Origin of the sequence: Paraburkholderia acidicola (assembly GCF_002362315.1) — a bacterium.
Classification (GTDB): Bacteria; Pseudomonadota; Gammaproteobacteria; order Burkholderiales; family Burkholderiaceae; genus Paraburkholderia; species Paraburkholderia acidicola.
This window is the reverse complement of the sequence record NZ_MTZV01000002.1, coordinates 824,697-847,419: the sequence shown is the minus strand read 5'-3', so window position 1 is coordinate 847,419 and position 22,723 is coordinate 824,697. Positions and strand designations below refer to the sequence as shown.

The 22,723-nt window shown below is 60.8% G+C and carries 18 protein-coding genes; 11 read left to right on the top strand and 7 right to left on the bottom strand.

What is annotated here, in order from left to right:
- The first annotated feature begins 80 nt into the window (after positions 1–80).
- Positions 81–1,526, top strand: coding sequence for a multidrug transporter subunit MdtD (mdtD, locus tag BWP39_RS05825; RefSeq protein ID WP_133116831.1), 1,446 nt, complete (start codon positions 81–83; stop codon positions 1,524–1,526).
- A gap of 209 nt (positions 1,527–1,735) precedes the next feature.
- On the top strand, positions 1,736–2,371 hold the full coding sequence (locus BWP39_RS05820) for a head GIN domain-containing protein (RefSeq protein WP_157915125.1): 636 nt from the start codon (positions 1,736–1,738) through the stop codon (positions 2,369–2,371).
- Positions 2,372–2,463: 92 nt separating this feature from the next.
- Here BWP39_RS05820 and BWP39_RS05815 read toward each other — a convergent pair whose 3' ends face one another.
- A complete protein-coding gene (locus tag BWP39_RS05815) occupies positions 2,464–6,000 on the bottom strand; it encodes an ABC transporter ATP-binding protein (protein WP_096717722.1) in 3,537 nt (1,178 codons plus the stop codon).
- 118 nt (positions 6,001–6,118) lie between these two features.
- On the opposite strand from BWP39_RS05815, the gene BWP39_RS05810 reads away from it, so the two are divergent.
- The 4 genes from BWP39_RS05810 (at position 6,119) to BWP39_RS05795 (ending at position 9,450) form a co-directional block, all read left to right on the top strand.
- Complete coding sequence (locus BWP39_RS05810) at positions 6,119–7,009, top strand: LysR family transcriptional regulator (protein WP_096717720.1); 891 nt, start codon at positions 6,119–6,121, stop codon at positions 7,007–7,009.
- A gap of 23 nt (positions 7,010–7,032) precedes the next feature.
- Positions 7,033–7,617, top strand: a complete 585-nt coding sequence (locus BWP39_RS05805) for a GNAT family N-acetyltransferase (RefSeq protein ID WP_157915124.1) — start codon at positions 7,033–7,035, stop codon at positions 7,615–7,617.
- A 41-nt stretch (positions 7,618–7,658) separates the two neighbouring features.
- Entirely contained in the window at positions 7,659–8,168 is a 510-nt protein-coding gene (locus tag BWP39_RS05800) for a GNAT family N-acetyltransferase (protein WP_096717716.1), read from the top strand.
- 130 nt (positions 8,169–8,298) lie between these two features.
- Complete coding sequence (locus BWP39_RS05795; RefSeq protein ID WP_096718587.1) at positions 8,299–9,450, top strand: serine hydrolase domain-containing protein; 1,152 nt, start codon at positions 8,299–8,301, stop codon at positions 9,448–9,450.
- A 48-nt stretch (positions 9,451–9,498) separates the two neighbouring features.
- Here the strand turns inward: BWP39_RS05795 and BWP39_RS05790 are convergent, their stop codons facing one another.
- Positions 9,499–10,407, bottom strand: a complete 909-nt coding sequence (locus BWP39_RS05790; protein ID WP_096717714.1) for a LysR family transcriptional regulator — start codon at positions 10,405–10,407, stop codon at positions 9,499–9,501.
- Positions 10,408–10,513: 106 nt separating this feature from the next.
- Here BWP39_RS05790 and metE (BWP39_RS05785) point away from each other — a divergent pair, with 106 nt between their 5' ends.
- Positions 10,514–12,793 (top strand): 5-methyltetrahydropteroyltriglutamate--homocysteine S-methyltransferase, encoded by a 2,280-nt coding sequence (gene metE / locus BWP39_RS05785; protein WP_096717712.1) that lies wholly within the window; start codon positions 10,514–10,516, stop codon positions 12,791–12,793.
- A 107-nt stretch (positions 12,794–12,900) separates the two neighbouring features.
- On the opposite strand, the gene cobF is transcribed toward metE (BWP39_RS05785), so the two are convergent.
- Positions 12,901–13,677 (bottom strand): precorrin-6A synthase (deacetylating), encoded by a 777-nt coding sequence (cobF, locus tag BWP39_RS05780; RefSeq protein ID WP_096717710.1) that lies wholly within the window; start codon positions 13,675–13,677, stop codon positions 12,901–12,903.
- Positions 13,678–13,830: 153 nt separating this feature from the next.
- Between cobF and metE (BWP39_RS05775) the strand changes: the two genes are divergently transcribed.
- Positions 13,831–16,128 carry a 5-methyltetrahydropteroyltriglutamate--homocysteine S-methyltransferase gene (metE, locus tag BWP39_RS05775; RefSeq protein ID WP_096717708.1) on the top strand — a complete coding sequence of 766 codons (2,298 nt, stop codon included), beginning with the start codon at positions 13,831–13,833 and terminating at the stop codon, positions 16,126–16,128.
- A gap of 81 nt (positions 16,129–16,209) precedes the next feature.
- On the opposite strand, the gene BWP39_RS05770 is transcribed toward metE (BWP39_RS05775), so the two are convergent.
- The 4 genes from BWP39_RS05770 to BWP39_RS05755 all read right to left on the bottom strand — a co-directional run bounded on the left by BWP39_RS05770 (position 16,210) and on the right by BWP39_RS05755 (position 19,247).
- Complete coding sequence (locus BWP39_RS05770) at positions 16,210–16,506, bottom strand: winged helix-turn-helix domain-containing protein (protein WP_096717706.1); 297 nt, start codon at positions 16,504–16,506, stop codon at positions 16,210–16,212.
- Positions 16,507–17,058, bottom strand: coding sequence for a hypothetical protein (locus BWP39_RS05765; RefSeq protein WP_133116830.1), 552 nt, complete (start codon positions 17,056–17,058; stop codon positions 16,507–16,509). It lies immediately after the preceding gene.
- Between the two features lie 211 nt (positions 17,059–17,269).
- Positions 17,270–17,950 carry a TetR/AcrR family transcriptional regulator gene (locus BWP39_RS05760; RefSeq protein ID WP_096717702.1) on the bottom strand — a complete coding sequence of 227 codons (681 nt, stop codon included), beginning with the start codon at positions 17,948–17,950 and terminating at the stop codon, positions 17,270–17,272.
- A 124-nt stretch (positions 17,951–18,074) separates the two neighbouring features.
- Complete coding sequence (locus BWP39_RS05755) at positions 18,075–19,247, bottom strand: acyl-CoA dehydrogenase family protein (protein WP_096717700.1); 1,173 nt, start codon at positions 19,245–19,247, stop codon at positions 18,075–18,077.
- Positions 19,248–19,393: 146 nt separating this feature from the next.
- On the opposite strand from BWP39_RS05755, the gene BWP39_RS05750 reads away from it, so the two are divergent.
- The 3 genes from BWP39_RS05750 to BWP39_RS05740 are packed head-to-tail and all read left to right on the top strand — an operon-like array spanning position 19,394 to position 22,713.
- Complete coding sequence (locus BWP39_RS05750) at positions 19,394–20,230, top strand: SDR family oxidoreductase (RefSeq protein WP_096717698.1); 837 nt, start codon at positions 19,394–19,396, stop codon at positions 20,228–20,230.
- Positions 20,231–20,234: 4 nt separating this feature from the next.
- On the top strand, positions 20,235–21,095 hold the full coding sequence (locus tag BWP39_RS05745; protein WP_096717696.1) for an SDR family oxidoreductase: 861 nt from the start codon (positions 20,235–20,237) through the stop codon (positions 21,093–21,095).
- A gap of 1 nt (position 21,096) precedes the next feature.
- On the top strand, positions 21,097–22,713 hold the full coding sequence (locus tag BWP39_RS05740; RefSeq protein WP_096717694.1) for an acyl-CoA carboxylase subunit beta: 1,617 nt from the start codon (positions 21,097–21,099) through the stop codon (positions 22,711–22,713).
- Positions 22,714–22,723: the final 10 nt, after the last annotated feature.

Here is a 22,723-nt window from a genome sequence, read left to right as displayed (position 1 = left end):
GCAATGCCGATTACAGTCAGCGCCGTTAGTGGGGTTCCCGATTGACGATGATGGCCATATCATGTGCAAATTGCAAATCAATGCGCCGAACGTGTCCGCCCCACATCGCAGCGCTCTCCAGAAATCACATGAGTAAGGATTCGAACCAGACAGCGTTGCTGTGGATCGTCGCCGCGGGTTTTTTCATGCAGGCGCTCGACACGACGATCGTCAACACTGCGCTGCCATCCATGGCGCACAGCCTGGGCGTAAAACCGTTCGTGATGCAGCCGGTCATCGTCGCCTACACGCTGACGATGGCCATGCTGACGCCCGCATCCGGCTGGCTTGCCGATCGCTTCGGCACACGCCGTGTCTACTTCGCCGCCATCCTGATCTTCGTGCTGGGTTCGCTGTGTTGCGCGAGTGCGCACACGCTGGGGCAACTGGTCATCGCGCGGGTTTTGCAGGGCATCGGTGGCTCGATGCTGCTGCCGATCGGCCGGCTCGCCGTATTGCGCAGCGTCAGCGGCGAACAGTATGTGTCGGCGCTGGCGATGATCTCTGTCGCGGGACAGATCGGCCCGATTGTCGGACCGACGCTCGGTGGCTGGTTCGTCGAGGCTTTTACCTGGCACTGGATTTTTCTGATCAACGTGCCGATCGGCGCGGTCGGAATGTTTGCGGTCTACCGGTATCTGCCACGCGCGACGAGCACCGCGGCGGCACCGTTCGATCTGGCCGGTTGCGCGCTGCTGTCGCTGTGCATGATTGCGTTTTCGCTCGCCGTCGATGCGCCGGTTCAATCGCATCGCGCGGTGTGGTCCACTGCGCTCTTCGTGGTCGGGCTCGTCGCGGCGCTCTCGTATGTGCCGTATGCGCGGCGTCGTCAGAATCCGCTGTTCAAGCTTGCATTGTTTCGCGAGCCGAATTTCAGTGTCGGTTTGATCGGTAATCTGGTGTGCCGGATCGGTTCGAGCGCGGTGCCGTTTCTCGTCCCGTTGTTGATGCAACTCGAACTCGGCTACACGCCATTGCATTCCGGGTTGATGATGCTGCCCGCCGCGCTTGCGGGAACGGTCGCCAAACGCTGGATCGCGCCGCTGATTCGTCGCTACGGTTACGACACGTTTCTGCTCGTGAATACGTTGATTGTCGGCGGGGCGATCGTCGCGTTTGCGCTGATTTCTCGCGGCACGCCGATCGTCGTCGAGATTGTAGTGCTGGCGATATTCGGCGCCGCCAATTCGATGCAGTTTGCCGCGATGAATAGCGTCACGCTAAAAGGGCTGTCGCATGAAGATGCGGGCAGCGGCAACAGTCTGTTCTCGATGGTGCAGATGCTCGCGATGGGATTGGGCGTGTCGATTAGCGGTGGGCTGGTTAGCGTGTTCTCCGATCAATGGGGATCGGCAACGCTGGGTTTCCGGATGAGCTTTGTGTGCGTTGGCGCCATTACGCTGGTGTCTGCGCTGATCTTCCGGCGCATTGAAGAGACGCCGGCCGTAGCGTCTTCGGTAAAGCCGGCCACTGTAGGGAGTCAGTAAGTATCGCTCGGTACAGTGGCTGACACGTTGTGACAACGCGTCGTCGTGAACGGCGGAGCATGTCCATCGCAGTGATATGGGAGGGGTTTGTACGCGCTCGATGCGCAGCCGTAGCGGCCGGTAGCCGGGACGAAAAGAGAGAAAACATGCGAGTCCAGCGAATTCGATTCAGCGTTGCGGCACTCTGCTGGGTAGTAAGCAGTCTTGCCGTGGGCCAGGAAAATGTCGTTGTTCACGGCGATGGTGGGTCTTCGTCGTCGGGCTTGATCGTCGCATCGGATAGAGACATGGTCGAGACTCGCCAGCCAGGAAAATTCTCCGCGATCGAGGTGGACATGTCTGCCGATGTGTCTTTTGCCGTTGGCTCCGATTCGCTAGTCACGATTACCGGCCCAGCCAACGTTGTGCCGTTGGTGAAGACGCAGGTGGAGGACGGGGTGTTGAGGGTGCGGCTGGAACATTCGGTGACGATGTCGAGATCGGTCAAACTGGTCATCACGGGTCCTGTTTTGCAGGCCCTGAGTATTCGTGGCTCTGCAACGGTGAAAGCATTGAACCTGAGCGAAGACGCTTTGAGCATCGGTATTTCCGGATCAGGAAACGTTTCAGCCTCGGGTAACGTCAAGGACGTACGTGTCGCTATCTCCGGGTCGGGCGACGTACACGTGAGCGATATCCATGCAAAAACCTTGGTCGCGTCGATCAAGGGATCGGGGAACATTCGGGCCTACGCATCCGATTCCGCGGTCGTCGAACTGAGCGGTTCGGGTGATATAAAAATTCGTGGGAATCCGGCGCATCGGGTTGTGAACCGGTCTGGGTCGGGTGATGTGCAGTTTGAGTGAGCGATTTGCTGAGTCGTCGTGCGCAATGCTACGACCCAGGCCTGTGCGTAAAGCCCGGGTCGATCACCGCACACCGCACGACGACAGTCGCGCTAAGCCGCCAGCGCCCCAGCCTGATGCGCAACGAGCCGCGCATACGCACCGCGCGCCGCCAGCAACTCAGCATGCGAACCCGCTTCGATAACCCGCCCGTTATCCATGACGAGAATCGTGTCGGCGTTCTGGATCGTCGACAGGCGGTGCGCGATGATGATCGAGGTGCGCTCCGCCATCAATTCGTCGAGAGCGGCCCGGATCTGCTGCTCGCTGATCGTGTCCAGATGCGAGGTCGCTTCATCCATGATCAGGATCGGCGCATCCTTGAGAAAGGCGCGAGCGATCGCGACCCGTTGACGTTGTCCACCCGACAGTTGCACACCACGCTCGCCCACCCGCGTAGCCAGACCATCGGGCAGACGATCGACAAACTCGCTTAGCGCGGCCCGCTCCAGTGCGCGACGCACATCCGCATCGGACACATCGCGCCCCGCGAGGCGGATGTTGGCCTCGAGCGTGTCGTTGAACAGATAAGTATCCTGCGCGACCAGTGCGATATGGTCGCGCAGGTCGGCGAGGCGCAGCCGGCGCAAATCGGTGCCGCCCAGCGTGATCGTGCCTTGCTGCGGATCCCAGAAACGCAGCAGCAGATTGGCCACCGTCGATTTACCCGCGCCCGACGCGCCGACCAGTGCGACAGTGCTGCCAGGCCGCACAGCAAAGCTCACGCGGTCCAGCGCCGATGCACTGCGGCCCGGGTACGCGAAGCTCACTCCATTGAGTTGCACTTGCGGGTTGGCGGGTACCGGCTGATCGCCGTCGGTCACTGCTTCGGTTTCCGTTTCGACGACATGCAACCGGCGCGTGGACGCGATCGTGTCCGCGAGCTGACGCGCGACCTGGCCAATCTCGGCGACCGGCATGAAGGCTGCGACGGCGACGAGCACCAGCAAAGGCAGCCATTCGTGCGCAAACCAGCCGTGCGAAGCGAGTACGGTGCCGACCAGCGCGACAGCCAGTCCACCGAGGCCGGTCGCTACCTCGAGCGCAGCGCCCTGACGCGAGAGGTCATCCAGCAGCGCCGATCGACGTTGCTGATACGACGCGAGATCGGCGAGAAAAACGCTGCGGCGGCGCCCCGTTGCCTGGAAGGCGGCGAGTTCGGCGAGGCCCTGAATCGTCTCCGTGAGATGCGCGCCGAGCTGTCCCAACGCAGCGCGCGCTTCGCTGCCGAGACGATCGATCTTGCCGCGCGCAAAGACCGGAGTCAGCCCCGCCCACGCGAGAAAGGGCAGCAGTACCAGCGCGAGCGGCCAGGCGGCCCATGCGAGTAGCGCCAGCACGCTGGCGGGAATCAGCACGGCGACGAAAGCCGGGGCTACCGTGTGGGCGTAGAAATATTCGACCATCTCCACGTCCTGGGTGGCGAGCGTCACCAGGTCGCCCGAGCGACGGTACAGCAGATAGGCGGGCGCGAGGCGTTCCAGTTTGGCGAACAGGGCGATACGCATTTCGGCCAGCATGCGGTAAGCCATGTCGTGAGCCATACCCGATTCGAGCCAGTGCAGCGTCGCCGCGATCGGGGCTGCGATCAACAGTCCGATGGTCAGGCCGGCGACAGGTCGACCGGACGCAACGCCTGCAACGACAAGCGCACCTAGTACACCGACGCCGATAAAGCTCAGCACCCGGCCGACGCCGCACAGCACGGTCAGTGTCAGCTTCACTCTCCATGGCCACACGAAGCGCAACAGCGTGCCCAGGGTCGCGACCCAGCCGATCGCGGCGGCATCTTCGGTGAGTGGTCGCACTTGCGGTCCCGACGATGTCGATGTCGCGCGCGCTGTTTCGATGGCCAGCGGATGTTCACCGGCCGCTGCGACCTGCGGTCCCATCAAGCGGCGATACGCCCCTGGACGGGCGATCAATTCGGCGTGCGTGCCGCTCTCGACCACGCGCCCCTGATCGAGCACGAGGATCCGGTCCGCGCCGATCACGCTGGACAGACGGTGCGCGAGGATCAAGGTCGTGCGGCCTTGCATCAGCCGGTCGAGTGCTTGCTGGATGACCGCTTCGTTCTCGGCATCGACGGCGGACAGCGCTTCGTCCAGCACGAGGATCGGTGCGTCGCGCAGCAGTGCGCGCGCAATCGCAATGCGCTGGCGTTGACCGCCCGACAACGTCGCGCCGCGTTCGCCGATGCGCGTCGCGTAACCATCGGGCAACGCGGCGATGAAGTTGTGGATATTGGCGGCTTTGGCCGCGGCGATCATGTCAGCGTCGCTCGCATCGTGCCGGCCGAGCCGCAGGTTGTCGGCGATTGTGCCGTCGAAGAGCGTGGTGTCCTGCGCAACGATCGCGATCATGCTGCGCACCTGATCGGGATCGAGCCCACGAATGTCATGACCGCCGATGCTGATCGCTCCAGCCTGTGCATCGTGCTGCCGTAACAGCAGGCGCAGGATCGTAGATTTCCCCGCACCGCTCGGCCCGACGATACCGACCGTCTCACCCGCAGCAATCTCGAAGCTCAGTCCCGCATGCGCATCGGCGCGGCGCCCCGGATAGGCAAAGCCGACACTGTCGAACGTGATGCGTGGTGTGAGGCCAGCCACATGCGCGGCGCCGCCGGTCGGCGCGTCGCTGCGTGCTTCCAGCAGCGCATGGACCGCGTTCGCCGCCGACTGGCCGATCATCCCCTGATGCAGGACCGAGCGCAGATCGCGCAACGGACGAAAGATCTCAGTACCGGCCATCAGGATGATCAGCAACGCTTCCAGGCTCATCTCGCCGTGATGCACACGCCAGGCGCCCACCGCGATAGCGGCAGCTGCGCCGAGGCCGGTGCCGAGGTCGGTGAAGAAGCGGGTCATCAGACCTAGCGTCAGCACCCAGGTCGTGCTATTGGACAGCTCGCGTGCGCGTCCGGCCAGCTTCTTCGCGAAGGCGGCGCTCTGGCCGAACGCCTTGAGCGTCGGCAGGCCTTGCACTGCGTCGAGGAACTCTTCGCCGAATGCCTTGAACGCAGCCGCGCGAGCGATTGCTGCCTTCTTGTCGGCGTTGTGGACGAGCATCGGCAGTGCGAGCGTCGCCAGTGCGGCGACCAGCAGCACCGCCGCGGTCGGCACGTCCCACCAGGCGAGGACAGCGAAGATCACCACCGGTGCGCAGGCCGCGATGATGAGCTGCGGCAGGTAGGCGCCGAAGAAGGTTTGCAACTGCTCGACACCGTCGATAACCGCGAGCATCACACCGCCAGTGCGCTCGGCGCCGAACCACGCAGGGCCTAGCTCGGCAATGCGATCGAAGAGACGCGCGCGCAGCACCGATTGAACGCGCCCGGCGGTGGCCTGGGCCAGCACGGCCCGCCGATGATCGAGCCACGCGCGCAGCAACATGCAGGCGACGGTGGCGGCTGCGGCAAGCGCGATCTGCTGCAACGGTGCGCCGCCGAAGGCGAGTGCCAGCACGCGGCCGAGAAACACGAAACGCAGGACGCCAAAGCCCATGGCGATCAGGCCAAGACCTGCCGCGCCGGCCACGCGCAGTCGCAGTCCCGCCATCATCATCCATAGCTTGCTATCGAAATACATCCCTACCTCCGGTCGTTCAGTGCGATTTTGATTTTGGTGTTGCGACGTTACCTTGCGCGAGACAGGCAGGCAAAAGATGGTTTTTCATCGGGTGTTGAATATCCTACAATACCCGCCTATGTCCACGATCCCGCCACTGCCAGCGTTACGCGCGTTCGAAGCCGCTGTGCGGCTTGGCGGCTTTGCACGCGCGGCGGCCGAGCTGAATGTGTCGACGAGTGCCGTGAGTCATCAGATCCGCAACCTCGAGGAGACGCTGGGTGTTCGTCTGCTCGAACGCAGTACCGGGGTAGGCGGGATTCGTTTGACACCGGCGGGATCGGATCTGCTGCCCTCGGTGAGTAGTGCACTGTCGATGCTGGAAGATGCGTGCTCGCAGATCAAGGGCGTCGCGAGGCGACTGACCGTTTCCGCCAACGCATCGTTTTCGACGATGTGGCTCGCTCGCCGTCTCGCCGAGTTTTCGTCGCGCTATCCGGATACGCCGCTGAACGCCATCACTCAGGATGGCGAGCCCGATATCGCCAGACAGGGCATCGACCTCGCTATCGAGCACATATCCGAACGCGCGGTGCGTCCCGACGACATCGTGCTGTTCCACGAAGAGGTGTTTCCGGTGTGCAGCCCCGAGTTGCATCCGTTTGCGTCCACGGCGGTTTGCCGTTGCCGCCTGCTTCAGGAAACACACGATGATTTTCCCGAGATCGACTGGCGTAACTGGTCGACGGAGTTTGGGCTGCCTGACGACTTCGAAAGCAAGATCGTGCGCTATAGCAGCTTTAGTCAGGTGATCGGTGCGGCAGTCGGCGGCGCGGGACTCGCACTCGGCCGCTCGGCGCTGGTGGACGCGGAACTGCGCAGCGGACGTCTGGTGCGTCTGTTCCCCGTTCTATCCCGTCCGGCTTCATGGTGTTTCGTCCTGCGTCACGGGCCCACGCGCCGGCATCGGATGCTGGATACCCTGATCGAGTTTCTGCGCGCGGAAGCGGCGGAGCGTTGCGACGTTTGAGCGGACAACCGATGTCTTTCGAAATGAATCAAACGTTGTTCGAGACGGAAGGCTATCGCGCCATCAAACTCGTTCGCAGTGACATCCCCGTCATTCAGACCTTCCTGGAAAACAATCCCGGGTACTTCCTGCTAGCCGAAGGTCACCCACCGACAGAAACCCAGGCCGCGAAGGAGTTCGAAAGCGAACTGCCTGAAGAATGGCCGTTTACTGAACAGATCGCGATTGGATTCATCGACGCAAGCAACGCGTTGACCGCGTATGCCTTCGTCATTTCGGATCTCTTCGCTGAGGATGTCTGGCATCTGGGAATGTTTATGGTGTCGACCGAACGGCACGGGCAAGGTGTCGCGCGGCAACTGTATACCGCGCTCGAGAACTGGATTAAAGCATCGGGTGCGAAGTGGGTGCGCCTTGGTGTCATCGACGGTAATCAACGCGCGGAACGCTTCTGGGAGCGCAATGGCTACGTTGAAGTGCGGCGCCTCGACAACTACGTGATGGATAACGCCACGCACACCATGCGGGTGATGAACAAACCTTTGGGTGAGGCAGGCGTGAGCGAATACCTGAGTCTGGTGAGTCGGGATCGTCCTGGCGATGACTGACGCTTCCTGATAACCCGCTACCGCTTTTCCCCTGGAGAAACATGAGTCTCGTCCGACTAGGCCGCGCGACGCGCGCCGACGCCACCGATCTGATCGCCGCGAACTCGGCGAGTCGGGAATATCACCTGCCGTGGGTCACATCGTTCAACGATCAACCAGGCTTCGACAACTGGTTTGCACGCGGACTGACCGGACCCAACGTCGGTCTGGTCGCACGCGAGGCCGCATCGAATCGCGTCGTCGGTGTGATCAATCTGAACGAGATCGTAGCGGGCGCATTTCAAAGCGCGTATCTCGGCTACTACGGCATGGTGGAGTTCAGTCGCACCGGTCTCATGACCGAAGCGCTGCGAATGGCAATCGATTTTGCGTTCGGCGAACTGGGCCTGCATCGCCTGGAGGCCAACATTCAACCGGAGAATGTTGCATCGATCGCGCTCGTGCGACGGCTGGCTTTCAGGCAGGAAGGTTTTTCGCCGCGCTATCTGCGTATCGATGGCGAGTGGCGGGACCATGAACGGTGGGCATTACTCGCCGACGCGTCCCGCTAGATTCGAACCACGATGTGAAATGCCGTGTCCGGGTTGACCTGCTGATTCTTGTTACTGGCGCACAATGGCCCGACTCGTCCCAGTGACGATTTCGCGTACCCATTCCCCATCATGAATGCAGGAGGTAACCATGGCTTTTGACGGTTCGGCTATCAAGGCTTTGCTGGACGATGCTGTGTCGAAGGGCGCTGTTCACGGTATCGCAGCAGTGGTCGTCGACCGCAGCGGCACGCTGTTCCATCACGCTGCCGGCGAGGCAGGCCAGCACGCGATGTTCCGCAACGCATCGATGACGAAAGCGGTGGCCACCACGGCAGCACTGCAGTTTGTAGAGAAAGGCTTGTTGAGCCTCGATGCGACTGTCGAATCGATTCTGCCGGAGTTCGGTCAGCTGCAAGTGCTGGAAGGTTTCGACGGCGACACGCCGCGCCTGCGCCCGCCTGCGAGCAAGGCCACCGTACGCCAGTTGATGACTCACTCGGCCGGCCTCGGTTATTTCTTTCTCAGTGAGAAGTTGGCGCGCTACCACGAGCTGACCGGTGAGCCTCAACCGCTGACAGGGCTAAAGCGCAGTCTTTTAATGCCGCTCGTGAACGATCCCGGCACCGTCTGGGAGTACGGCACCAACACCGACTGGCTCGGGCTCGTGGTCGAGAAGTTGTCGGGGCAGAGTCTGGGTAACTACCTCAAGCAGCATGTGTACGGGCCGCTCGACATGAGCGACTCGACCTTTGAACCGAACGCCGAGCAGCGCAGTCGTCTGCTCCGCGTCATGCAGCGCCAGGCCGACGGCACGCTCGAGCCTTCGCGGCTCGACCTGCCGCCCACCTCTGAATGGGACGCGGCGGGTCACGGGTCGTACGGTACGGCGCAGGACTACGGCCGTTTCCTGCAGGCATGGCTCAACGATGGGGCCGGTGTTCTCGAACCGGCAACCGTACGGATGGCGCTGCAAGACCATCTCGCCCCGATCAAGGTGCCGACGTTCCTCAAGTCTGCGATGCCCGAGCTGACAAACGACGTGTCCGCACCTCCGGTGCCGCAGAGCTGGGGTCTCGGTTTCCATCTCACGCTCGACAATGTGCCGGGCATGCGCAGCAAAGGCACCGCCGACTGGTCCGGGGTCTTCAATACGTACTACTGGATCGACCGCACGAAGGGCATCGGCGCTGTGCTCATGACGCAGTTGCTGCCGTTCTTCGATATGCCGGTTGTGCACACACTCATTGGTTTCGAGAATGCGGTGTACCGGCAGGTGGGAGCGGCTGTTCCGGCGGCGTAACGACAGAGCAGAGCGCAGGCGGCGAGTACGAAAACCGGCATGTCCGGTTCAAACCGTTCTCGCCGCCGCGTTCCAGTCGGACTCACGCGCGAGCGCAACGAACGCCTGCAGATAATCGATCGATATATCGGTCTCGCGCACACCGAGAAAGATCTGCTTCGCGATGCCTTTCTTGCCGAGCCGAACCGGCTTGATCGCGACCTTGCCCGCGTACTCTTCCACCAGCCAGCGCGGTAACGCAGCGACACCGCGGCCGCTCGCGACCATCTGCAACATGATGTCGGTTGTTTCGATGACCTTGTGCCGCTTCGGCGTGACGTTTGCCGGCATCAGAAACTGGTTATAGATATCCAGCCGATCGATTTCGACCGGATACGTAATCAGGACTTCATCGGCTAGCGCTTCGGGCGGAATGAAGGGCAACTGTGCGAGCCGATGCTTGCATCCCACTACCAGCACCTGCTCGTAATCGAAGACCGGTTCGAATTGCAGCCCGGGTCTTCTGAGCGGATCCGGTGTGACCAGAATGTCGATGTCGTAGCCGAACAGCGCGCCAATCCCGCCAAACTGGAATTTCTGTTTGACGTCGACATCGACGTCGGGCCATCGCGCCAGATACGGCGAGACGACCTTGAGCAACCATTGGTAGCAGGGATGACATTCCATACCGATACGCAACGTGCCGCGCTGTCCCTGCGCGTATTGCTTCATCCGTTCTTCCGCGTGCTCCATCTGCGGTAGCACGCGGTTGGCGAGCGCGAGCAGGTATTGACCGGCCTGCGTGAGCCGTAAATTGCGCCCCTCGCGATCCCACACAGCCGTACCGAGTTGCTGCTCCATCTTCTTGACCGTGTGACTGAGCGCCGACTGCGTCAGGCACAGCACATTGGCTGCGGCAGTCAGAGAGCCCTGGCGGTCCACTTCCCGGATGATGGCCAGATGGGTTCGTTCAAGCATTGTCGCTCCATGAACAAATCTAATCGATCGATGAAATAACACCATTATATTTCATGGATCATTCACCCTATGATCGAGCGGTTCACTTCTGGAGCGGCTCATCATCATGGTTACGACGCACAATCTCGGCTTCCCTCGCATCGGTGCAAAGCGCGAACTGAAATTCGCGCAGGAGAGTTACTGGAAGGGCAACTCATCGCGTGAAGAATTGACGGCGCTTGGCGCGCAACTGCGCCAGCGGCACTGGGACAATCAGGCGGGCCTCGATCAGGTTCCGGTCGGCGATTTCTCGTTCTACGACCAGGTGCTCGACACGAGCTTTACGCTCGGCAATATTCCGGAGCGGGTTCGCGGCTTCGATGGCGATCCGCTCGACAATTACTTTCGTATTGCCCGTGGTCGCTCGGCGCACGATTCGTCGTGCGGCTGCGGCGTTCAGGCCGGCGAGATGACGAAGTGGTTCGATACGAACTATCACTACATCGTGCCGGAGTTCAGCGCAGCGACTGAGTTTTCTCTCGATGCTTCGCGCCTGCTCGATCAGCTCGCGCAAGCTCGCGCGTTGGGTGTGAAGGCGAAGCCGGTCATCATTGGACCGGTCACCTATCTATGGCTTGGCAAGGCTAAGGATGATTCGGACAAACTCGCACTGTTGCCGCGCCTGTTGCCCGTCTACGCGGCCTTGCTGGAGCAACTGGCGGCGCAGGGTGTGGAGTGGGTGCAGATCGATGAGCCCGCGCTGGTGACGGAACTTGATGCTGCCTGGCAACAAGCGTTCGTCACCGCTTACGACGCATTGAGGAACACCCGCGTCAAACTGTTACTGGCCACCTATTTCGGCCAGTTGCAAGCCAACCTCGCGCTGGCGTGCAAGCTGCCGGTGCATGGCCTGCATATCGATGCGATCAACGCGCGCGCCGAAGTCGAGCAGGTGGTTGCGCAGTTGCCGGCTGACAAGGTGTTGTCGCTGGGTGTGATCAACGGTCGCAACATCTGGAAGACGGATCTCAATGCAGCGCTCGAATGGTTGACACCGATTCATCAGGCGTTGCAGGCTCGCTTGTGGATTGCACCATCGTGCTCGCTGCTGCACGTGCCTGTCGACCTCGATAGCGAACAGAAACTCGATCGCGAAATCAAATCCTGGCTCGCGTTTGCGCTGCAAAAGCTTGATGAGCTGAAGGTGCTTGCGAGAGCGCTCAACGGTGGGCGTGCATCCGTGCAAGCGGAGCTCGCGGAGAATCAGGCCGCTATTCAGAGCCGTCGTACTTCTCCGCGTGTGAACAATCCAGCCGTCAAGGCCGCGATCGCGAAGATCGATGCTGCACTGGGTCGTCGCCATAGTGCGTATCCGCAGCGGGCGACGAAGCAGTCCGCGTTGCTGAACCTGCCGGCTTTTCCGACCACGACCATCGGTTCGTTCCCGCAGACCGCCGAAATTCGCCAGGCGCGTAGCCAGTTCAAGAGCGGCGAGCTGGACGAAGCGGGTTACAAGACGGTGATGCAAAAGGAAATCGTGCGCAGCGTGCGGGAACAGGAAGCGCTGGGTCTCGATGTGCTCGTGCATGGAGAAGCGGAGCGCAACGACATGGTCGAATACTTCGGCGAACAGCTCGACGGTTACACGTTCAGCCAGTTCGGCTGGGTGCAGTCGTACGGCTCGCGTTGCGTGAAGCCGCCGATTCTGTTCGGCGATATCAGTCGTCCGAAGGCGATGACGGTCGAGTGGATCAAGTATGCGCAGGCGCAGACGGCCAAGCCGATGAAGGGCATGCTGACCGGTCCCGTTACGATCCTGAACTGGTCGTTCGTGCGTGATGACCAGCCGCGCTCGGTGTCGTGCCACCAGCTGGCGCTCGCGATCCGCGAGGAAGTGCTGGATCTGGAAAAGGCCGGTGTGCGCGTCATTCAGATTGATGAAGCGGCGCTGCGCGAAGGGTTGCCGCTGCGCAAATCGCAGTGGAACGAATACCTGCAATGGGCCGTCGAGTCGTTCCGCATCACGGCCAATGGCGTGCAGGACGAAACGCAGATCCATACGCATATGTGCTATTCGGAGTTCAACGACATCATTGCGTCGATCGCCGATATGGACGCGGACGTCATCACGATCGAAACCTCGCGCTCGGATATGGAGTTGCTCGACGCGTTCGACGACTTCAACTATCCGAACGAGATCGGCCCGGGCGTGTACGACATTCACTCGCCGAACATCCCTAGCCAGGAGCACATCGTGCAATTGATGCGCAAAGCGGCCGAGCGGATTCCGGCGGGGCGGTTGTGGGTGAATCCCGACTGCGGTTTGAAGACGCGGGCCTGGGAAGAAGTGATTCCGGCGCTGACGAATATGGTGGCGGCGGCTAAGACCTTGCGTGCGGGTGTCTGATAGCGAGCGCGCACGGTGGCGTGTGAAACCGTAAGCGACATGCACAACGGCCACCTGACGGTGGCCGTTGGTTTATGTTGGTGCGTGTGTTGTGTCGTGCCGTGTCGTCAGGTTTCACCATCGGTCTTGCGTAACAGATAGGTGTCCATGATCCAGCCATGTTTATGACGGGCTTCTGCACGGATACGCACGATGTCATCTACGACTTCGTGCAACTTTCCCGAGATCAGGATTTCATCTGGCGTTCCAACATAGGCGCCCCAGTAGATATCCAGATTCTGATCGACAAGCTTGCGATAGGTATCCTGCGAATCGAGCATGACGACGACGCTGTCCACATTGTTCGGGAAGCCTTCAGCGATACCGCGACCATTGGTGATCTGGATAGAGCGGCCGATCTGGTTGAGCGGCACCTTGTGCCGCGCAGCCAGCGCCTGGACGCTGCTGATGCCGGGAATGACGGCGTAATCGAACGCATGGTTTCCGGTTTTCTCGATCGCTTCGACGATGCGTATCGTGCTGTCGTACAACGACGGATCGCCCCAGACCAGAAACGCTCCGCATTCCCCGTCGGCTAGTTCATCCGAAATCAGGCGTTCAAATACACGCTGTTTGTCGCGGTTCAACTCATCGACAGCCGACCTGTAGTCGCTTTCGCCTTCATCGCGTCTACGTTCGGGGCTCGTGGCTTCGACAACACGATAGTCGTGGCCATTCACAAATCGCTCGATGATCGCCTTACGTAACGCAACGAGCTTTTCCTTCGCAACGCCTTTGTCCATCACGAAGAACACGTCAACCTGATTGAGCGCGTTGATCGCCTGAACAGTCATGTAGTCGGGGTCGCCCGCGCCGATCCCGATGATCAGAATTCTCTTCGTCATGCCAGTTCCCGGTGAATGCAGCGACACGTGCGTTCAAGCAATCTATGCTGGAAAGCGGTGATATGAACACGGCTCATATAACAATGAAAACATGTCGCTTGAAGAATCATAGCGTGACTTCCAGACTGTGAGCCATTCAGTCAGGGATCCGCTATGGCTCGCACTCACATACATGGTTTTCCGCGCATCGGCGCGCATCGCGAACTCAAGTTTGCGCAAGAATCGTTCTGGCGCGGCGAATCCGACGATGCCTATCTGCGCGGCATAGCGAAGGAATTGCGCGCGCGTCACTGGGAGCAGCAGCGTGCGGCAAAACTGGACTTCGTGACGGTCGGCGATTTCGCTTACTACGACCAGATGCTCAACCTGACTGCGCTGCTTGGCGCGTTGCCCGAGCGTTTCGAGTTCGAGCCCGCGGCGCTGTCGTTGGCCCAGTATTACGAACTGGCGCGCGGCAACAAGGCGCAGCCGGCGATGGAAATGACCAAGTGGTTCGATACCAACTACCACTACCTCGTGCCGGAACTGGGACCGCATACGACGTTCAATGGCGGCGTCGACTGGTTCTTCGATGAGATCAATGAGGCGCTCGCGCTGAATCACACGGTCAAACCGGTGTTGATTGGACCGATTACGTATCTGTGGCTGTCCAAGAGCCACGTGGCGGGTTTTGACCGGCTGTCACTGCTGCCAAAGCTCGTGATCCGCTATATGCGCATACTCGAAGCGCTGAAGCAACGCGGTATCGAATGGGTTCAGCTCGATGAGCCTGCGCTGTGTCTGGACCTCGAAGGCGAGTGGCTCGAAGCGTTCTCTGCGGTGTATGACGTGCTTGGTGCATCGGAGGTCAAGATATTGCTCGCGACGTATTTCGACACCGCGGCCGATCATGCGCCGCGCGTGGCGAAACTGCCGGTACACGGTGTGCATATCGATCTGGTCAGGGCGCCACAGCAACTCGATGCCTGGCATCGCACGCTGCCGGCGGATGCCGTGTTGTCGATCGGTGTGATCGATGGGCGAAATATCTGGCGTGCCGACCTGAGCAAGATTGTCGGATCGTTGCAGCCGCTTCATGCGGAACGTGGCGACCGGCTCTGGATTGCGCCGTCGTGCTCGCTACTGCACGTGCCGATGTCGCTCGCTTCGGAAAAGCGACTCGATGCGGATCTGAAGTCGTGGCTTTCGTTTGCCACTGAAAAGCTCGATGAAATCGGCACGATTGCGCTTGCCTTGCATGATCCGGCCGCGGCTGCGCCGGCGCTTACGGCCGCTGCGAATGTACTCGATGCGCGACGCAGTTCGCGCGCCGTGCAGAATGTGCTGGTGCAGAGAAAGGTCGCAGCCGTCACCGATGCGATGGCGAGCCGTAAGAGCCCGTTCAAAGATCGCAGTCGCGTGCAACAGCATTCGCTGAAGCTCCCACTTCTGCCGACCACCACCATCGGCTCGTTTCCGCAGACACCCGCGATCCGGCAGGCACGTGCCGCTTACAAGCGCGGCGAACTGCGCGCACTCGATTACCTCGAACGCATGCGCGCCGAAACCGCTAGCGTGTTGCGCAAACAGGAGGAACTCGGGCTCGATGTACTCGTGCACGGCGAGGTCGAACGCAACGACATGGTTGAGTTCTTTGCCGAGAAGCTATGGGGATATGCGTTCACGGAGAATGGCTGGGTGCAGAATTACGGCGCACAGTGCGTCAAGCCGCCGATCATCTACGGCGACATCTATCGCCCGGAACCGATGATCGTGGATGCCGCGTGCTACGCGCAGTCGTTGACGGACCGGCTGATAAAAGGTGTGCTCACGGGGCCGGTGACGATGCTCGAATGGTCGTTTGTGCGCGATGATCAACCGCGCTCGACGACCGCGTTGCAACTGGCGCTGGTGATGCGTGACGAAGTGATCGATCTCGAGAAGGCCGGCATTCGCATTATTCAGATCGACGAGCCGGCGTTTCGCGAAGGCTTGCCGTTGCGCAAGACCGATTGGGCGGCGTATCTGGAGTGGGCGACGCGGGCGTTCCGGATTTCCTCTGGTGGTGTGTCGGATGCTACGCAGATCCATACGCACATGTGCTATTCGGAGTTCAACGATATTCTTCCTTCGATCGCCGCGCTCGATGCAGACGTCATTACGATCGAGACGTCGCGCTCCTCGATGGAATTGCTCGATGGCTTCGGTGCGTTTGCTTACCCGAATGGCATTGGTCCGGGTGTGTATGACACGCACTCGCCGCGTGTACCGAGCGTTGAGACGATGCAGCGCCTGCTCGAACGTGCCTGCGAGGTCATTCCCGCGGAGCGCTTGTGGGTCAATCCTGATTGCGGGTTGAAAACGCGGGGGTGGCCAGAGACGGAAGCGGCGTTGAGCAACATGATTCTGGCTGCGAAGAGCTTGAGGCAGAAGATTGAGGCCGAACGGAGCAGTGCGGTTGAGCTGGCGTGATGGTTTCGCAAGGCGCCATCAAACGACGTAGAAATAACGGTGCTGCGCTCTTGCAACGATCCGCTGCAAGAGCGCAGCACTTCAAGTCGCACCGTCAAGAATGCCACGCAGATGACTGACGTAACGATCAAACGCGCGACGTCCCGACGGCGTCATCGCGATACTGGTTCGCGGTTTCTTGCCAACGAAACCCTTCTCCATCTCGATGTAACCGGATTTCTCTAACGTCGCGAGATGAGCGCCGAGATTACCTTCGGTTGCTTCGACGATCGCACGCAGTCGAACAAAATCGATCGACTCGCGGCTGGGCAGTGCGTTGAGTGCGGCCATGATCTTGAGCCGCACCGGCTGGTGAATGACGTCGTCCAGCTGATCCATTCATGCTCTCCGCAGCCACAAGCCAGCCAGCATCAGTGCGCCGCCACCGGCCACGGCCATCCACAGGGCAAAATGCGCGGCCAGCATGAAATAACCAATGAGCGTCAGCGCGGCCAGCAAAGCGCCGGCGATGGCGAATCGAGCGCCAAGCCAAAAGCCGCCCAGTACATAAAACAGCGAGACGATCAGCGCGATGAATGCCGCCGACTGCATGCCCGTGGCTGGCTGAAAAATAACGAGCGCGAGGATATAGAACGCGAAAATACTGAGTATCGAGGCCAGCCAGCGCCAGCTCGTTCCGGCCCGACCTTCGTGCTTACCTCGTTGGCCCAGGTAGATGCATCCAGACACACCTATGACGTCCAGCGCGATCCAGATGAAGTTGGCATGCGCGGGCGTAATGTCAGTCAGACCAAAACCGATCAGCCAGATCACGCCCCACAGCATCAACATCGGCGCTATCCGTTGATATCGATAGAGCTGGCCGCTGTGTTGGCCAACCGCTTCAACTTCACGTAAAGCCTGAGCGGCTTGTTCGGAGGAGAGTGACATGGCAATGGGAGTAGGGTTGATTTCAGAGTACTCTATACCACAGAGTGAATGGGTGCAAGATATCCGCGAAGGTCTGCTACCGGGGAATCACTTCTGCATCTGATCTCGGCGAGCGACCAGGGTAGTGGGGAAGATTGTTCTGATTTTCATACCCCCAACTGCGCGGGCCACGCTCGGCCAGAACGTCAAGCCGCTCAACACCGTGTCGGCTTCAACCGGTCTTTGTCTTGCGCGACCGCTTTGCTACAGGTGCCGAAACGGTGACTGAAGCCGGCGCCGCCTCACTCCTCAACAAAAACTGCACCGCATTGTCGGTCAGTTCGTCCAGATTGAGCGGCCCGTTTGGTCTGTACCATTGCACCGCCCAGTTCAATGCGCCGAATGTCATCAGCCGATCGATCTGCGTAGGCGCAATCCATTCTCCCGATTCATGCAGGCGGGCGATCACGCCATCCCATACGGTTTCATACCGCTCTTTCAATTTCAGAACGGTGACCTTCCGGTCTTCATCGAGTGAACCCCATTCATAGAGCAAGACGGGAATGAAATCGTGATCCGGCGAAACCATTGTCTTCAGATGCGTGCGAACCAACGCATGAAAGGCCTCGCGAGCGGGCAGGTTGTCGACGTCGAGCGCCTCGATGCGCGCAAGAGAGTTCGCCATACCCTGTTCCATCACGGCGACGAGAATGTCCTGCTTGGTCTTGAAGTGATAGAACCAGCTGCCCGCCTGAATGCCCACCGCGGCTGCGATATCGCGGACAGTCGTCCGTTCATACCCCTGGGTGCGGAACAGTTTAGCGGAGGTGAGAATCAGGTCGTCGCGCAACGACGCGCTTTCGCCCTTGAGCGGACGTCCGCGTTTGCGTGGAACTAGAGGAATGGCGCTCATACAGTCAATTCGGTGTCCCGTTCAGGCGAGGGCCGTAACGGCCGGCCATCGATCGGCACATTATCGATGACTTTCCCGCACCTGAACAGGGATGCAACCCCGGAGGCAGCCTGCGTTGCCCCGGTCAAAATTCGAGCTGCCGTGCGACCAGATCTTTCATGATCTCCTCGGTGCCGCCGCCGATCATGTTCACTTTCACCTCCCGATAGATACGCTCCGGCCGCGTGCCACGCATGTATCCCATACCGCCGAGAATCTGCACCGCCGTATCGGCGCAGAACTGCATGGTCTGCGTCGCGAAGTTCTTCAGCATGCAGATCGTGGAGATCAGCGCGGGATCCCGCTTGTCCGTATGGTCCATCTGCCACGCGCATTGTTCGAGCCAGGCTCGCGTTGCCTCGATACGTGTCGCCATGTCGACCAGCTTGTGGCGAATGACCTGGTGATCGGCCACGCGCTGGCCAAACGTCTTGCGCTGCCGTGCCCATTCGAGCGCGTCTTCATAGCAGACTTCTGAAAAGCCGAGCGCGGATGCGGCAATGCTGAATCGCTCGAGATTGAAGTTCTGCATGATCAACGGAAAACCGCTGCCTTCCTGACCGATCAGGTTCGCGACGGGAACGCGGCACCGATCGAAGTGCAGATGCGCGGTATCGGACGCCCACCAGCCCATCTTTTTGAGCAGCGTCTTCGACAGCCCTGGTGTGTCTCCTTCTACCACCAGCAGCGACAGACCTTTGGCTCCGCGCGCTTCCGGGTCTGTGCGTACTGCAACCGTGTAGTAGTCCGCCCGCATGCCGGACGTGATGAACACTTTCTCGCCGCTCACGATGTAGTGATCGCCATCGCGGATGGCGCTCGTGCGCAGAGCAGCGACGTCCGATCCGCCGCCCGGTTCGGTAATCGCGAGCGCGGAAATCTTTTCGCCGGCCAGGATCCCCGGCAGCACGCGAGATTTCAACTCGTCGCTGCCTGCGTGCGCGATCGGTGGCGCGCCAATCGTGTGCGACATCAGCGAGCTTACGACGCCTCCCGAGCCGCAGCGGGCGAGTTCGACGGTACAGAGCAACCGGTGAAACGCGTTGACGTCTTCTATACCGCCGTAAGCGTCGGGAAAGCCAAGCCCGAGCAGGCCGATGTCCGCGGCTTTGCGATAAAGCTCGCGGGGAAACTCGCCGGCTTCGTCCCAGTCGTTGACGAACGGCGAGATCTCCTTTGCAACAAAGCGGCGAACGGTGTCCTGCAACTCGATATGTTCGGGGGTGTAGTACGCGGAATTCGCGTGTGTGGCGGGCATCTGCGTCTCCTGGGTGATATCCGTGAGCCTGACTGATGCGAATTCTAGATGTGTGTCTCAGGTAAATCAATCAAATGATTGATTTAATAAATTAGCGGCGCTAGGATGCGTCTACAGACTCACACAACAACATCCGGGACACTCCCATGACAACCTTGCAAGGCAAGACGGTCTTCATCACCGGCGGCTCACGCGGCATCGGGCTGGAGATAGGAAAGAAGGCCGCGAGCCAGGGCGCGAACGTCGTGATCGCAGCCAAGACGGCCGAGGCCAACCCCAAGCTGCCCGGTACCATTTACAGCGCCGCAGCTGAAATCGAGGCGGCGGGCGGCGCGTGTCTACCGCTCCAGGTCGATATCCGCGACGAAACGCAGATCGCGGCCGCGATGGAGCAGGCGGCGCAGCGTTTCGGTGGCATCGATGTGCTGATCAACAACGCGAGCGCGATCGGCCTGACCCGCACGCCGGACACGCCGATGAAGCGCTTCGACTTGATGTTCGGCGTCAACGTGCGCGGCACCTATGCCTGCACGCAAGCCGCACTTCCGTACCTCAGGCATTCGGCGCAGCGCAACGGCAATCCGCACGTGCTGACCCTGTCTCCGCCGCTCAACATGAACGCAAAGTGGTTTGCACCGCATGTCGCCTACACGATGGCGAAATACGGCATGAGCCTGTGCGTGCTCGGGCACGCTGAAGAGTTCAGATCCGAAGGCATTGCGGTCAATGCGCTATGGCCCCGTACCGTGATCCAGACCGCGGCGCTGCAAATGATCCCAGGTGTTCCGCCAGAGATCTGCCGGTCGCCGGCCATCATGGCCGACGCGGCCGCGCAGATTCTGTCGCTCGATGCGCGCGCCCACACCGGCAACTTCTATATCGACGAACAGGTCCTCGCCGATGCCGGTATCACCGACTTTTCTAAATACGCGATCGTGCCAGGCACGAAATCGTTTCCTAACGACCTGTTTCTGGACGACTGACCTCATGCCTTATCGCTCATCGCTCCGCGCCGGTAGCTTCGACGACCGGATCGCCCTCGTCACAGGAGGCGGCAGTGGTATTGGCCGCTGCTGTGCGCATGAACTCGCGTCGCTCGGTGCAACTGTTGTATTGCTTGGGCGCAATGCAGACAAGTTGCAGCATGTCGTCGGTGAGATCCACGACGATGGTGGTCGCGCGGATGCCGTCGTTTGCGATATTCGCGACGAAGAGCAGGTCCGGCTCGCGGTCGCGCAAACCGTCGAGCGTTACGGCCGCATCGACCTGCTCGTCAACAACGCCGGAGGACAGTACCCAGCTCCGCTCGAGCACATCACCTCGAAAGGCTGGCAGGCGGTGCTGAACACCAACCTGCTGGGTGGCTTCCTCGTTGCGCGCGAGTGCTATACGCAATCGATGAAGCCACGCAAGTCGGGCGCCATCGTCAACATCATCGCTGACATGTGGCAAGGCATGCCCGGCATGGCGCATAGCGGCGCCGCGCGTGCCGGCATGCTCAATTTCACCGAAACCGCTGCTGCGGAATGGGCCGGGATCAGAGTGAACGCCGTGGCGCCGGGCTGGATCGCATCTAGCGGTATGGACACGTACCCCGACGTCATGAAGCCACTGATCCGGAGTCTGCCGAAGCATGTGCCGCTCGGTCGCATCGGCAACGAAGCTGAAGTGTCCGCTGCGATTGCATTCCTGTTGTCGGACGGCGCTTCGTTTATCAACGGGACCTGTTTGCGTGTCGATGGCGGCGCACCCAATGCGCGGCGCCACTACGCACTGACACCCGCCGAACCCACCGGCGCGTTCGACGGTTTCCACCGCGCCACCACGCCAGACATCTTCAAGAGCTGACATGCCCGTTTTCCAGTCTCGCCTCAATACAGCCAGCGCCGTGGTCCGGGACAACACGGAGCACACGACCGCGCTGATTGCCCAATTGCATACGTTGCAGGCACGTGCCGCGCAGGAATCGGCGAAGGCGCGCCCGCGGTTCGCGAAGCGCGGCCAGTTGTTGCCGCGCGAACGCCTCGCGTTACTCGTCGATGCCGGTTTGCCCTTTCTCGAACTTGCCGCGCTCGCAGGTTATCTCGTCGGCGAAAGCGATCCGGAGAAGTCTGTCCCGGGCGCGGGCATGATCGCTGGCATCGGCTACGTGAGCGGCACCCGCTGCATGATCGTGGTCGCCGATTCCGGTATCGATGCCGGCGCGCTGCAGCCGATGGGGCTCGAAAAGTTTCAACGCCTGCAGAAGATCGCACTCGATAACCGCCTGCCGTTCGTCCATCTCGTCGAGTCGGCGGGCGCGAACCTGATGCAATATCGCGTCGAGGAATTCGTCAACGGCGGCACCAATTTCTATCAGCTCGCGAAGCTGTCCGCAGCGGGCATTCCGGTGCTCACACTGGTGCACGGATCGTCGACTGCGGGCGGCGCCTACATGCCGGGTCTGTCGGACTATGTCGTGATGGTGCGTGACCGGGCGAAGGCATTTCTCGCGGGTCCGCCGTTACTGAAAGCCGCCACAGGCGAGATCGCCACTGACGAAGAACTCGGCGGCGCCATGCTGCACGCGAGCGTCTCGGGGCTCGCCGAATACCTCGCGGACGATGATGCCGACGGCATCCGCATCCTGCGCGAACTCGTCGACAAGCTCGGCTGGAACGCACGCGAGACCGCATTGCCGGTCGGCCCCGAGCCCACGCTCGACGCCAGTGAACTGCTCGGCATCATGTCGCGCGACGGCAAGAAACCTGCGGACATGCGCGAGGTGATCGCGCGCATCGTCGATGCATCCGACCTGCTTGAGTTCCAGCCACTCTACGGACCCGCGACGGTCTGTGCGCATGCGCGCATTCACGGCATGCCGGTCGGCATCATCACGAACAACGGACCACTCGATCCGGCGGGCGCAACCAAGGCGACGCACTTTATCCAGAGTTGCTGCCAGAGCGACATTCCGATCGTCTATCTGCAGAACACCACCGGCTTTATCGTCGGCAAGGATTCCGAGCGCGCCGGCATGATCAAGCACGGCTCGAAGATGATTCAGGCGGTCTCGAACGCAACCGTGCCGCAGATCACCATACTGTGCGGCTCCGCGTTCGGCGCGGGCAACTTCGGCATGTGCGGACGGGGCTTCAACCCGTCGTTTCTTTTCTCGTGGCCTAACGCGCGCACCGCAGTGATGGGTGCGGAGCAAGCCGCGCTGACCATGTCGATCGTGATGGAGGGCGCGGCGCGCGCGAAAGGTCTCGAACCCGACACCGAGCGCATCGAAGCGTTACGTCAGAAGATCGTTGCGAACTTCGAGCGCCAGACTCATGCGTTTTATACCTCGGGCCGCATGCTCGACGATGGCGTCATCGATCCGCGCGACACGCGCAGGGTGATTGCGATGACGCTGTCGGTATGCCGCGACGGTCGCAACAAGACTGTTTACCCCCTCACGTTCGGCGTCGCCCGACCCTGATCCGGAGACA

Excerpts from the sequence above, each read along its gene's own strand:
- BWP39_RS05815 (WP_096717722.1), bottom strand. The coding sequence starts at position 6,000 with ATGTATTTCGATAGCAAGCTATGGATGATGATGGCGGGACTGCGACTG.
- BWP39_RS05770 (WP_096717706.1), bottom strand. The coding sequence starts at position 16,506 with ATGGATCAGCTGGACGACGTCATTCACCAGCCGGTGCGGCTCAAGATC.
- BWP39_RS05795 (WP_096718587.1), top strand. The coding sequence starts at position 8,299 with ATGGCTTTTGACGGTTCGGCTATCAAGGCTTTGCTGGACGATGCTGTG.
- BWP39_RS05805 (WP_157915124.1), top strand. The coding sequence starts at position 7,033 with ATGAATCAAACGTTGTTCGAGACGGAAGGCTATCGCGCCATCAAACTC.
- BWP39_RS05755 (WP_096717700.1), bottom strand. The coding sequence starts at position 19,247 with ATGCCCGCCACACACGCGAATTCCGCGTACTACACCCCCGAACATATC.
- BWP39_RS05740 (WP_096717694.1), top strand. The coding sequence starts at position 21,097 with ATGCCCGTTTTCCAGTCTCGCCTCAATACAGCCAGCGCCGTGGTCCGG.
- cobF (WP_096717710.1), bottom strand. The coding sequence starts at position 13,677 with ATGACGAAGAGAATTCTGATCATCGGGATCGGCGCGGGCGACCCCGAC.
- BWP39_RS05760 (WP_096717702.1), bottom strand. The coding sequence starts at position 17,950 with ATGAGCGCCATTCCTCTAGTTCCACGCAAACGCGGACGTCCGCTCAAG.
- BWP39_RS05750 (WP_096717698.1), top strand. The coding sequence starts at position 19,394 with ATGACAACCTTGCAAGGCAAGACGGTCTTCATCACCGGCGGCTCACGC.
- mdtD (WP_133116831.1), top strand. The coding sequence starts at position 81 with ATGCGCCGAACGTGTCCGCCCCACATCGCAGCGCTCTCCAGAAATCAC.
- BWP39_RS05790 (WP_096717714.1), bottom strand. The coding sequence starts at position 10,407 with ATGCTTGAACGAACCCATCTGGCCATCATCCGGGAAGTGGACCGCCAG.
- BWP39_RS05765 (WP_133116830.1), bottom strand. The coding sequence starts at position 17,058 with ATGTCACTCTCCTCCGAACAAGCCGCTCAGGCTTTACGTGAAGTTGAA.
- BWP39_RS05800 (WP_096717716.1), top strand. The coding sequence starts at position 7,659 with ATGAGTCTCGTCCGACTAGGCCGCGCGACGCGCGCCGACGCCACCGAT.
- BWP39_RS05810 (WP_096717720.1), top strand. The coding sequence starts at position 6,119 with ATGTCCACGATCCCGCCACTGCCAGCGTTACGCGCGTTCGAAGCCGCT.
- metE (WP_096717708.1), top strand. The coding sequence starts at position 13,831 with ATGGCTCGCACTCACATACATGGTTTTCCGCGCATCGGCGCGCATCGC.
- BWP39_RS05745 (WP_096717696.1), top strand. The coding sequence starts at position 20,235 with ATGCCTTATCGCTCATCGCTCCGCGCCGGTAGCTTCGACGACCGGATC.
- metE (WP_096717712.1), top strand. The coding sequence starts at position 10,514 with ATGGTTACGACGCACAATCTCGGCTTCCCTCGCATCGGTGCAAAGCGC.